Origin of the sequence: Achromobacter sp. K91, from assembly GCF_003576205.1 — a bacterium.
In the GTDB taxonomy this organism is placed as follows: Bacteria; Pseudomonadota; Gammaproteobacteria; order Burkholderiales; family Burkholderiaceae_B; genus Achromobacter; species Achromobacter aegrifaciens.
Window position 1 is genome coordinate 19,765 of the sequence record NZ_QWFB01000004.1, and the last position, 11,364, is coordinate 31,128.

The following is an 11,364-nucleotide window of genomic DNA, read 5'->3' on the forward strand; positions in this document are numbered from 1 at the left end:
CCATTTGCAGCAGGAGTCCGCATGACCGGCGTACACATTCCTTATGGCGCGTATTGGAGCACGCCTTTCTCGCGCTGGCAGGGCAGCCTGTCGCGCCTGCACAGCCTGCGTTTCGCGGCCTGGACCGCGAGCCGCGAACTGGAACGCCGCGGCATCGCGCCCGCGGCGCTGCAGAGCGCGGTGCTGGGCTGCTCGGTGCCGCAGCAGGGCTCGTTCTACGGCTTGCCCTGGGTGGCCGGCATGCTCGGCGCGCCCCATCTGGCGGGGCCGGTGGTTTCGCAGGCTTGCGCCACCTCGGCGCGGGGCCTGGCCACGGCCGCGGCCGAACTCATGCTCGGCAACGCCGAGACCTCGCTGGTCCTCATGGCCGACCGCGTGTCCAACGGACCGCAGCTCTACCATCCCGATCCCGCCGGCCCGGGTGGCTCCGGCGCGCATGAAAACTGGGTGCTGGACAATTTTTCCCACGATCCCTGGAGCGGCCTGTCCATGCTGCAGACCGGGGAGCGCGTGGCCGAGCGCCACGGCATTTCGACGGATGAGCAGAATGCGGTAACGCTGCGCCGCTACGAGCAATATGCGCAGGCCTGCGCCGACGGCCGCCGGTTCCAGCAGCGCTACATGACGCTGCCCTTCCAGGTGCCCGACGCGCGCTACGCCAAGACCGCATCGGTGCTGGAAGGCGATGAAGGCATCCACGCGACGACGGCGGAGGGTCTGGCGCGGCTGACGCCCGTGCTGCCCGGCGGCACCATTACCTATGGCGGGCAGACGCATCCGGCCGACGGCAACGCCGGCATGATTCTGGCAACCGCCGAACGTGCGCGTGAGTTGTCACAACGTCCTGAAATCGGCATCGAGATACTGGGCTTCGGCCAGTCGCGCACCGAAAAGGGCTACATGCCGCAGGCGCCCATCGAAGCCGCCGGCCATGCGCTGCAACGCGCCGGCCTGGCCGCGGCCGACCTGCATGCGGTGAAGACGCACAATCCCTTCGTGGTCTCCGACATCGCGCTGGCGCGCGCCACGGGGTTGGACGTCATGGCCATGAACAACTATGGCTGCTCGCTGGTGTGGGGCCATCCCCAAAGCCCGACCGGCCTACGGTCCGTCATCGAGCTTATCGAGGAACTGGCCGAGCGCGGCGGCGGACTGGGCCTCTTCACGGGCTGCGCGGCCGGCGACAGTGCAATGGCAGTGGTCCTGCGCGTGGACGCTGGCGGAGCTGCACGATGAGCCAATCCAGCCTCGAAGGCGTCCTGCGCATTCCCGCGCTGCTGGCCCGCGCGGTGCGCGACTGGCCCGAACGCACGGCCTTGGTCTGCGGCGCGCGGCGCGTCGATTACCGGCGCTACGCCGCCGAAGTCTGGGCGACGGCCCGCCGTCTGCAAGCATGTACGGTGTCCGGCGCGCGGATCGCAACCCTGCTGGGCAATTCGGACCTGGCCTGTGTGGTGACGCTGGCGTTGCAGTGCTCCGGTAACCAGCATGTGCCGCTCAATCCGCTCTATACGGCGCGCGAACTGGAATTCATCCTGCGCGACGCGCAGCCCGCGCTGCTGATTGCCGATGCCGCGTCCATCTCCGTTGCGGCGCCGCTGGCTGCGGCGCTGGGCATCCGCTTGGTCGCGGAAGACGAAGCCCGTGCGTGGCTGGAGCCTGGCATGGACGATGCGCCGCTGGACGATGCCGAGGCCCAGGCGCCGGCCCTGCTGCAATACACCGGCGGCACGACCGGACATCCCAAGGGCGTGATCCTCGGACGCGACGCCATCGCCACCAATGTGTTGCAGCGGGAACTGGCGCTGCCCACCCGCTACGGCGCCGACAGCGTGCTTTGCGCCATGCCGCTATTCCATTCCTATGGCATGGCCATGGGCCTGTTCCTGGCCGCCAGCGCGGCGGCCACGCTGGTGGTGCTGCCGCGCTACCGGCCCGACGACGTCTGCGACGCGGTGGAGCGCGAGCGTATCACGCTGTTTCCGGGCAGCCCCACGATCTATACCGGCCTGCTGTCGCATCCGCGCTTTGGCGGCACCGACTGGTCCAGCGTGCGGGCCTGCTATTCCGGTTCCGCGCCGCTGGCCGAAGAGGTGCACCGGCGCTGGGAAGCTGCGGTAGGCGCGCCGATCTACGAAGGCTATGGCCAGACCGAGGCCGGCCCCATCCTGACTTACAACGGCCCGGCCGGAACCCGCCATGGCTCGGTTGGCACGCCCGTCGCGCGCACCGAGGTGCAGGTGGTCGACCTGGAAACAGGCTCGGTCGTGCTGCCGCCCGGCCAGCGCGGCGAAATCCGCGCGCGGGGGCCGCAGATCATGCAAGGCTATCTGGCCAGGCCCGACGCTACCGCTGAAACCCTGCGCGACGGCTGGCTGTACACGGGCGACATCGGCGAATTCGCGGAGGACGGATTCCTGTACATCCGGGACCGCAAGAAGGATCTGGTGATTTCCGGCGGCTACAACGTCTACCCGCGCGAGGTCGACGAAGTGCTGTACCTGCATCCCGACGTGGCCGAAGCCGCGGCGGTGGGCTGGCCCGACAGCTACCGCGGCGAGGTCATCCGCGCCTTCGTCGTCCTGCGGCCGGGCGCGGCAATCGACGAAGCCGGGCTGATCGCGCACTGCCAATCGAATCTGGCGCGCTACAAGGTGCCGGCGGTCATCTGCATACTCGACGCCCTGCCCTACACGGGCGCCAACAAGGTGGACAAGAAGGCGCTGCGCGCGCCATGAACGCAGCGCGGCGCTCGCTGAAAAGCGCCGCGCTGCAAAGCGGGCGCCTAGACGGGATCCCGATCCAGCCGGCGCACCGCCGCGCTCAGCGTCGAAAAATCGAACTCCTTGCGGCCGCGCAACAGGCAGCGCATCAGCACGGTCGTCACCACCGGCACCACCGCCGCCAGCAGGAAGGACTCCAGCAGGAACGAGGGCTTGTCGCCCGGCGCCGGGAAGTAGAACAGGCCGGCCGCCAAGCCGGAGATGGTGGCGACGGTGGCGGTGAGGCCGTCGTGCTTGCGGCTGAACAATCCGTAGAAGACCGGGAAGGCGGCCGCGGAGCACAGCAGGTCGGCCAGCAGGAACAGGTACAGCACGCTGTAGCCTTGCGAGGCCACGATCATGACCGGAATGGCCATCAACAGCACCAGCCAGCGCGCCAGCCGCTTCATGGTCATGGAGCTGGCGTTGGGCATCAGGCGGCGCATGTCGACCGCGATGATGCTGGAGACGGCGCTGATCGCCGTGTCGGCGGTGCTCATGACCAGCGACAGCCCCAATGGAATCAGCGCGATCACGAACCATGCGGGGGCATGCGGCATGATGACGCTGAAGAGCGCGATGGAGCTGTCTCCCTGCGGCGCCAGGCCGACGAAGGCCAGGCCGAACAATCCCATGAGGAAGATGAAGGGCGCGACCAGCAGGCCGCCCAGCAGGAAACCGTTGCGCATGGAGCGCGCGTCGCGGGCGGCATAGATGCGCTGCCAGTTGCCCTGGTGGAATATCCCGGTCAGCAGGATGGCGACGAAGAAGGTCAGCCCCGCCTTGATGCCCACCGGATCGGTCAGGTCCAGCAACTGCGGCGCCTTGGCCTGTAGCGCTTCGATGGTGGGCATGGCCCCGCCCGCGGCTTGCCAGCCGACCAGGCACAGGATCACCAGCAGGGGCACGATCACCATCATCTGCACCTGGTCCGTGAAGATGGACGAGCGCAGGCCGCCGTAGGTGGTGTAGAGCAAGGTGGTGCCCATCACGATGGCGGCGGTGGCCCATAGCGGCACGGGGGCCAGCATGGTGACCAGCTTGGCGATCGCCGTGACTTCGGCCGACAGCGCAATGAAGAGATAGAACAGCATGATGAACAGCGCCAGGCCGTACATGGGCCGGCCGTAGCGCGCCATCAGGAATTCCGTCAGGGTGTGGCCGTGGGGGATGAGTTCGCGCATGCGCCGTCCCAGCGGAATCATGACCAGGCGCGGCGACATCGATCCCAGCGCGTAGCCGATGACCGCAGCCAGGCCGCCCCAGGTCGCCGCCTGCGCCGGCGAGAACAGGATCCAGGCGCCCAGGGTCGAGGCCATCAGCGTCAGGATGGTGCCGAAGGCGCCCTGGCTGTTGCGGGCGACGATGTAGTCTTCCAGCGTGCCGCGCTTGCGGCGGGTGTACAGCACGCTGGCCACGGCAAAGCCGCCCGAAAACAGCAGCAGCCACATCAGGGCGGTTGATTGGGTCAACATGGGTATCGGTCCTCCCGCTGCCGGCGGACAGCCGGACGCGCAACGCGGCGGCCCCGCCACGCTGGTGCGCAGGCCGCAAGATGAATGAAAGTCTAGGGAGGGCGCGCGGACTGCGCGATGTCCTTCCCTTCGCCGGCATTACCCGGATCAGGTTCAAAGGGTTACCGCGATGCCGCGGAATCTCAGCCCTTGCAGGGCTCCCCCAGGAATTGCCGCAAGATTAGGAGAGCGGCACGGCAATGTCAACGCGCCAGGCACGGACGACCGCCCACGGCTTTTGTGCTAAGTTCGCCCGCGTGCGGCGGCAGTTTTCCTGTCCGCCGCCGCAATCGTAGAGCCTGACCATGCCTATCGCGCCTTTTACCGCCCCTGCCCGGGCCGGATCGCCATGCTGCATCTGAACCTGTTCATCTTCGGCTGCGGCCACCATCGCGCCGCCTGGCGCCATCCGGATTCGGCCGCCGAGCGGCTGGGCGACATCGCCTATTACGAGGAACTGGCGCGCACCGCCGAACGCGGCAAGCTGGACGCCATTTTCTTTGCCGACGGACAATCGGTCGACAACATCGGCGACGGCCCGCGCTGGCACCTGGAACCGCTGACCGCCATGGCCGCGATTGCGCGCGCCACCTCCCGCATCGGCCTGATCAGCACGGTCTCCAGCACCTTCTTCACGCCCTTTCACGCAGCCCGCATGGTGGCCTCGCTGGACCATATTTCGGGCGGTCGCATGGGCTGGAACGTGGTCACGTCCATGTTCGACGCCGAAGCGCGCAACCACGGCTACGAGTCCATGCCGGGGCACGACTGGCGCTATGCGCGCGCCGAGGAGTTCGTCGACGTCGCATTGAAGCTGTTTGACTCTTGGGACGCGGGTGCCCTGGCCATCGATCGCGCCGGCGACTATGGCGTGCCTGCGCGCGTACACAAGATCGGCCATCATGGCGAGCATTTCCTGGTCGATGGCCCCCTGACGGTGCCGCGTCCCCCGCAAGGCCGCCCGGTGTTGTTCCAGGCCGGCGCCTCGGACCAGGGCCGCGATCTGGCCGCGCGGCGCGCCGAAGCGATCTACGCCGTCGCCTACGACCTGCCCGCGGCGCAGGCCTACTACCGCGACATCAAGCGGCGCGTGCTGGCCGCCGGACGCCCGGATTTCGTGCCCATCATGCCGGGCCTGGTCACCTACGTGGGCTCGACCGAGGCCGAAGCCCGGGCCAAGCAGCGCGAACTGGACACGCTGCTGCCCAGCGACGCGTCGCTGCGCCAACTGGGCATGTTCGTGCTGCAGGATTGCTCCGCCTGGGAATTGGACGCGCCCGTCCCCACCCTGCCGCCCCTGGCCGAATTCACCGGCCCCAAGGGCCGCTACGCCACCATCCTGCGCATCATCGAAACCGAAAAGCCCACCGTGCGCCAGTTGCTCGGAAGGTTGGCGGCCGGCGGCGGCCACTGCACCATGGTGGGCACGCCCGAACAGATCGCCGACAGGATGGAACACTGGTACCGCAACGAAGGCGCCGACGGCTTCAATCTGATGCCGCCTTCCCTGCCCGGAGGCATCGACGATTTCGTCGAACAAGTGATTCCGGTGTTGCAACGCCGGGGTTTGTTCCGCACCGAGTACCAGCACCGCACGCTGCGCGGGCACCTGGGGCTGGAATCCCGATAGGCCGGCGCAGCGGCCCCTGGCCGGCCATTTCGGTCCTGCGCGCAGGATTATCCGGCTTGCGTGACAGGCCGCCTGTGCTTGGCCTTCGCGGCATCGCGCGCGGCTGCCTCGACGATCAGGGCCTGGCGTTTACGCGAAGTGGCCTGGCGCCTGGCCGCTGCGCGCGTCGCGATCCAGTCGTAGAGCAGTACGCCCGGCTGGCGCAACAGCGCCGCGGTCAAGATACCGGCGGCGGCACCCAGCAGGCCGAACAACAACCCGTGCATCAGCGCGCTCCCTGTTCCAGCTGAAGCCGCAGAATGCGCCTGAGTTCCAGGATCGCCTGCGGCGTCTCCTGCACGCTGTGCGAGAACGGAATGATCTTCTCGGACTCGGCTCCTTCCAGATGCGCGCTGCGGTACGGCACCAGCCCGTCGTCCGAATCCGCCAGCGGGACGCCGGGCGTATTGTTCGCAATGATGCTGTGGTAGCGCACCGCCGGCGAAATCGGCATGGACTCGGTCAGTTTCACAAATCGGTCCTTTTCGCTCAGGTTGTCCACGCCATTGGGCACCCGGATCGAGGTTTCTGGCCGGGGCGGCCCATCGGCGTCGGCCAGCCTGTTGAGCTTGGCGAACTGCCTGACTACGGTCACAGGCAGCGTGATCAGGTTGGACAGCCAACGCGACAAAGTGTTCTCGGCAAATGGCGTACCCCGGTGCGGCGCCGCGATGAACACCGCGCGCGAGATGCCGGGAAATGGCTCGAAGCTCAGCACCGGGTCGAATTCAGCATGCGCCTCGGCCAGGCGGGTCTCGTCCAGCTTGGCGTGGTCGCGCAATGCGTCCCACAGCACGGTGCCGGACGAGGATACCAGCAGCCGGCTCAGCACGCCCCCCATGCTGTGCCCGATGATAACGGCGTCGCGTGAAGCCTGCGCCGCCCCCATGGGATCGAAATGCTCGATCGTCTGGCGCAGCGCATCGCGGATGGCGCGGTTGTTCAGCGCCAGCGGCGTGTTGGTCGGGTAATAGACCTGCCAGATCTGGTAATTCTGGCGCAGGGTTTCATCGCCCAGCACCTCGTTGGCGACGTTGATCCAGGCCTCGGGGCTGCTCGCCAGCCCGTGCAGCATGACGACGGTGCGCCGGTCCGGGTCGTAGGGCTGTAACAGGTATACGTGCGGCGCCTCGATGCCCTCTTCCTTGCCCAGCACGTTGCGCAGCGCCTGGGTGGCGAAGCCCGACCGCGCCAGCCACAGGCCGTAGCCCGACGTGAAGTTGGCGGCCAGCGGCACCTTCGTGCCGGCCAGTTCGACCGAGTCCCGCTTGTATGGATCGTAGGCCGCCAGGGTCGCATTGTGCGTGGCCATGACTTCCTCCAGCGTGCCGCCGGGAAAAGCCATGATGACGGTCACTGCCGGAAACGGCGTTTCACTGTACGGCGTCTTGAAGGTGTCGGCATCGTTGACACGGCGCGCCGTGACCGCCACCAACTCGGCGCCGAACCCGTCGCGCCGGTACATGCTGCGCAGCCCCCGGAAGGTCAAGTTAGCCGCGGGCACCAGTTCGTGCGGAAACTGCTTGCCGCCGGGCAGCTTGACATCGGACATCTCGCCCACGACCTGCCAGGGTCCCGCCGCCATGCTGGCCCCGGGTTCCGGCGGACGGCCGCGATGCTGCTCGAACAGGCGCGTGACGGCCTGCTGCACCGCGTAGTTGTAATAGTCGCGCACCTGGGTCTGGCGGTCCTCGAAGGCGCGGTCGCTGGGCGAGCGCGGCGTGAAGAACAGATAGGCATAGGCGGCCCGCGCCGTCTGCAGATAGGCGTCCAGCAGCTCGTCCTGGCCGGCCTGGCCGTCGGGGCGCTGCTTCTCCGTGGCCAACGCCTCCATCAGCCAGACTTCGGACAGCGTGGAGAGGCGCCGTTCGCTGTCCAGCCCATCCATGGTGGCAAGCGCGCGGGTACAGGCGTCGCGATCCTTGCGGCATTCCTGCGCGTTCAGGCCCAGCACGGCCATGGACTCGCGCGCGGAGGCGCTCAACTGGCCGGTGGTGAGCACGTCGCCGCGGCGCTGGGCGATGTAGTCCTGGGTGCTGACGGAAGACACCTTGACACCTGCGCAGCCGGCGCACAGCAGCAGGGCCAGGATCGCGCCGCCCTTCGCGCCGGCCGCCCGGATTCCGCTCACTGCGCGGCCCCAGCGGATGCCGGCTGGCGGATGGCCCGCGAAAACTCGACCGGATCGGGGCCCGGCAAAGCGGGCTTGCCAAGGTAGGCTTGTTCGCGCAGCTTGGCCAGCAGCTTGCGGGTATCCAGCCCGCCTTGTTCGTAGAGGTATTCCGGCAGGTAGCCGGACAGGAGGATGCGGTAATCCATCGGCAGGCCCGGCACGATGGCGCGCACCATGCTGTAGACCAGCGTCGTGCAATTGGCGGTCACCGTGTGATAGAAGCGCGGCGCGTCGGCCAGTTCATTCGCGGTGCGCACATAGGACAAGAACAATTCGCGCATGGCGGGCACGGGCATGTCGACGGGATACAGGTACACGCGTTCGGCGCGCGGCCCGGCCCGCACGTAGAGGATGTCGCGCTCCTGCGCGGCGATCACGCTCAGTTCGAACTGCTTGAAGAAGCCGCCGATCTCGGAAAACTGCTCGCCGCGTTCCTTGCGGATCTCGACCGAAAACACGACGTGACGGCCGTCGGTGAAACCGAAGGAGACCAGCGTGTGGGCGATGGCCGGGCTGCCCCAGTACGACAGGACCATGTCCACGGAAACGAGCTCGTTCAGGTTGTACTGCTGGCTTTCCCAGCGCGCCGTGTAGCGCGCGTCGGTATCGGCCTGCCAGTCGAAGTTGCGCACGCTGTCCAACGTGACGATAGATCCGGAGACGCTGCCGCGCAGCGTGCGCGCCACATCGTCCGCCCAGATCCGGTCGTTGGACGGGGCCAGAGTCTGCCACCAGACGCACAGCGCGGCCATGCCGATCAACCAGGTCCAGGCGGATCGCCGCGTGCGTCCGCGCCACAGCGCGACGGCCGCATACAGGCACAGCGCGGCCCAGGCCAGCGCCGCTGCGCCTTGCACCACTGTGCCGCCCGGCATGCGGTAGAACAGCGCCAGACCGCCCCACAGCGCGGACAGGATAAGAACAAGACTGAAGATGACGCGTCCGGCGATCGCCAGGCAGCCGCGCCCGGGTCGATTACATGCCGCCATGCTGTTGCACGATTTCCAGAACGCCGTTGATCACGAACTGCACCGCCATGCACACGAGCAGGAAGCCCATGATGCGGGAGATGGCTTCCACCCCGCCCTGCCCGATCACGGCCACGATGCGCCCGGCCGAACGCAGGCATATCCAGAACAGCAGGCCCAGCAGGGAGAACACGAGGATGGGAGTCACCGCCAGCACCCAGGGCGCATAGGTCTGCGTCACCGAGGCATCGAGGGTCGCCGCGCCGCTGATGATCATGGCGATGGTGCCGGGGCCCGCCGTGCCAGGCATCGCCAGCGGCACGAAGGCGATGTTGGGCGTCTGCCGATTGGCCTGGGCATCGGCCACGTCGGCCTCGGAGGCGGTCGACGGCGCGGATGGGAACACCATGCTGAAGCCGATGCTGGCCACGATCAGCCCGCCGGCGATGCGCAGCCCCGGGATCGAAATGCCGAAGGTATGCATGATCCAGGCGCCGGCGTAGTAGGTGACCAGCATGATGCCGACCACGTAGAAGGCGGCCTGCCTGACCTGGCGTTCGCGCTCTTTATAGGGAATCTGCTGGCCCAGGGACAGCAGCAATGTCATGGAGGTCAGGGGATTGGCCAGGGGCAGCATCAAGGCCAGCCCCAGGCTGACCAGTTTTCCCAATTGAACCAGGTCGTCGATCATGGTGATGAGCGCTGCGGGCGCCGGCGTTGCGGCGGGTCACAGCTGCTTGGATGATGTTGCAAGCGCGTAATGTACTATACATTACACAAATTCAACCAGACATCCGCCTGGTGCAAGAGAGTCCGCGACCGATACGCGGCCATGGGAATGAAGTGAATACGATTCCAGACGATACGGCGCCGCGCGCGCTGACCAGCCGGGGCGAGGCGCGCCGCGAGCGCCTGCTCGAAGCCGCAACCCAGTCACTGCTGGAGCACGGCTACGCGCAAACTTCCATCCAGCGCATCGTGCGCCAGGCGGGCGGGTCGGCGGCCACCGCCTACCAGCTATTCGGCAACAAGGAAGGCCTGCTGGTTGCGGTGCTGGAGCACGAATTGAACGGCATGCGCGCGGCAGTCTTCGCCGACGCCATGCTGGACCAGCCCGTCGGTCCCGCTCTGCATGAACTTGCGCGACGCCTGCTGACCTACGCCCTGCAGCCCAAATCGGCTGCGCTCTACCGCCTGATCGTGTCGGAATCGCATCGCCTGCCGCACCTGGCCGAATCCCTGCGGCAGGCGGTGGAAGTGCAACTGCACGCGCCCCTGGAACAATGCCTGACACGCGCTTGCGCGCGCGGCGAATTGCGCATCGACGATCCGCGCCTGGCAGCGCGTACCCTGGGCAACCTGATCAACGGCATCGCCTCGCACGCGCGGCTGACCGGCGGCCGCGCCGACGGCCCCGACGCAGACCATCTGGCCACCTGCCGCTACGGGGTGGATACCCTGTTGCGCGCCTTCCGCGCGTAATCGCCGCGCCACTCGCCCCACCCAGCCCGCGCCAGCATCAGCGCCGGCCAGAGCATGCAGGCCGCGGCCAGCCATAGATTGGCCCGCAGCCCCAATGCGTCCACGCTGGGCACGCCCAGCAGCGAACCTGCCGCGATGCCCAGGTTGAACACCGCGACGAACAGCGATGTGGCGGCTTCCACGGCATCCGGCGCGGCCTTCATCATCCAGGTTTGCAGCGACACCGACACCGCGCCATAAGCCAGGCCCCACAGCAAGAGCAAGACCGCGACGGCCGGGCGCAACTGCCCCAGCATGCCCAGCAGCAGCAAGACCATCAGCAGGCTGACCGCGATCATCAGCAGCGTCGCGGCCGGCCGCCTGGCGGCCGCAGTCCCGCCCAGGAAGTTGCCCGCCACACCCGCCGCGCCGTAGGCGAAAAGCAGCGGTCCGATCCAGTTCTCTCCGAACGCCGCGTGGATCTGCAGCAGCGGACGGACGAAGGTGTAGGCCATGAAATGGCCCGCGACGAGGAACAGCGTGATCAGGAGACCCCGCCGCAGGCCCGGATTGGCCAGCTGCGACACCAGTTGGCGCGGACGCAGCGAACGCGCGGTGGGCAACGGCGGCAGGCTGAGCAGATTCAGCAGCAGCACGGCGGCGCACAGCGCGGCCATGGCGCCGAAGGCCGCGCGCCAGCCGGCCAGCTCGCCGATGAAGGCGCCCAGCGGTACGCCCAGCACGGACGCCACCGCTACCCCGCCGAAGATGACGGAAGTGGCCAGTCCCACCGAGCCCTGTCTCTTATACACATCTC

10 protein-coding genes and 1 riboswitch are annotated in these 11,364 nt (G+C 67.7%); of the genes, 4 read left to right on the forward strand and 6 right to left on the reverse strand.

Features of this window, described 5'->3' with window-relative positions; translation table 11 throughout:
• The first annotated feature begins 21 nt into the window (after positions 1–21).
• Positions 22–1,236, forward strand: coding sequence for a thiolase family protein (locus DXK93_RS01080; protein ID WP_119449091.1), 1,215 nt, complete (start codon positions 22–24; stop codon positions 1,234–1,236).
• Positions 1,233–2,738: an AMP-binding protein gene (locus DXK93_RS01085; RefSeq protein ID WP_119449092.1), complete on the forward strand. Its 1,506-nt coding sequence runs from the start codon at positions 1,233–1,235 to the stop codon at positions 2,736–2,738. Before DXK93_RS01080 ends, DXK93_RS01085 begins: the two co-directional genes overlap by 4 nt.
• Positions 2,739–2,785: 47 nt before the next feature.
• Here the strand turns inward: DXK93_RS01085 and DXK93_RS01090 are convergent, their stop codons facing one another.
• Positions 2,786–4,237: a sodium:solute symporter family protein gene (locus DXK93_RS01090; RefSeq protein WP_119449093.1), complete on the reverse strand. Its 1,452-nt coding sequence runs from the start codon at positions 4,235–4,237 to the stop codon at positions 2,786–2,788.
• Between the two features lie 107 nt (positions 4,238–4,344).
• Positions 4,345–4,451, reverse strand: a riboswitch (TPP riboswitch).
• 174 nt (positions 4,452–4,625) lie between these two features.
• On the opposite strand from DXK93_RS01090, the gene DXK93_RS01095 reads away from it, so the two are divergent.
• Positions 4,626–5,906 carry an LLM class flavin-dependent oxidoreductase gene (locus tag DXK93_RS01095; RefSeq protein WP_199728260.1) on the forward strand — a complete coding sequence of 427 codons (1,281 nt, stop codon included), beginning with the start codon at positions 4,626–4,628 and terminating at the stop codon, positions 5,904–5,906.
• A gap of 47 nt (positions 5,907–5,953) precedes the next feature.
• On the opposite strand, the gene DXK93_RS01100 is transcribed toward DXK93_RS01095, so the two are convergent.
• From DXK93_RS01100 to DXK93_RS01115, 4 genes are read right to left on the reverse strand one after another with little or no spacing between them, the layout of a single operon-like run.
• Positions 5,954–6,172, reverse strand: coding sequence for a hypothetical protein (locus DXK93_RS01100; protein ID WP_119449095.1), 219 nt, complete (start codon positions 6,170–6,172; stop codon positions 5,954–5,956).
• Positions 6,172–8,076, reverse strand: coding sequence for a triacylglycerol lipase (locus DXK93_RS01105; protein ID WP_119449096.1), 1,905 nt, complete (start codon positions 8,074–8,076; stop codon positions 6,172–6,174). Before DXK93_RS01105 ends, DXK93_RS01100 begins: the two co-directional genes overlap by 1 nt.
• Complete coding sequence (locus DXK93_RS01110) at positions 8,073–9,107, reverse strand: DUF4105 domain-containing protein (protein ID WP_119449097.1); 1,035 nt, start codon at positions 9,105–9,107, stop codon at positions 8,073–8,075. Before DXK93_RS01110 ends, DXK93_RS01105 begins: the two co-directional genes overlap by 4 nt.
• A complete protein-coding gene (locus tag DXK93_RS01115; RefSeq protein WP_054456540.1) occupies positions 9,094–9,777 on the reverse strand; it encodes a MarC family NAAT transporter in 684 nt (227 codons plus the stop codon). Before DXK93_RS01115 ends, DXK93_RS01110 begins: the two co-directional genes overlap by 14 nt.
• Positions 9,778–9,929: 152 nt before the next feature.
• On the opposite strand from DXK93_RS01115, the gene DXK93_RS01120 reads away from it, so the two are divergent.
• Positions 9,930–10,568: a TetR/AcrR family transcriptional regulator gene (locus DXK93_RS01120; protein ID WP_054456539.1), complete on the forward strand. Its 639-nt coding sequence runs from the start codon at positions 9,930–9,932 to the stop codon at positions 10,566–10,568.
• Here the strand turns inward: DXK93_RS01120 and DXK93_RS01125 are convergent.
• The coding region (locus DXK93_RS01125) for an MFS transporter (RefSeq protein WP_147400201.1) at positions 10,529–11,364 on the reverse strand (836 nt) is incomplete at its 5' end. The genes DXK93_RS01120 and DXK93_RS01125 overlap by 40 nt on opposite strands.

Bases quoted from the DNA above. Each gene is read 5' to 3' on its own strand.
- DXK93_RS01100 (WP_119449095.1), bottom strand. From the start codon at position 6,172: ATGCACGGGTTGTTGTTCGGCCTGCTGGGTGCCGCCGCCGGTATCTTG.
- DXK93_RS01095 (WP_199728260.1), top strand. From the start codon at position 4,626: ATGCTGCATCTGAACCTGTTCATCTTCGGCTGCGGCCACCATCGCGCC.
- DXK93_RS01110 (WP_119449097.1), bottom strand. From the start codon at position 9,107: ATGGCGGCATGTAATCGACCCGGGCGCGGCTGCCTGGCGATCGCCGGA.
- DXK93_RS01085 (WP_119449092.1), top strand. From the start codon at position 1,233: ATGAGCCAATCCAGCCTCGAAGGCGTCCTGCGCATTCCCGCGCTGCTG.
- DXK93_RS01090 (WP_119449093.1), bottom strand. From the start codon at position 4,237: ATGTTGACCCAATCAACCGCCCTGATGTGGCTGCTGCTGTTTTCGGGC.
- DXK93_RS01115 (WP_054456540.1), bottom strand. From the start codon at position 9,777: ATGATCGACGACCTGGTTCAATTGGGAAAACTGGTCAGCCTGGGGCTG.
- DXK93_RS01080 (WP_119449091.1), top strand. From the start codon at position 22: ATGACCGGCGTACACATTCCTTATGGCGCGTATTGGAGCACGCCTTTC.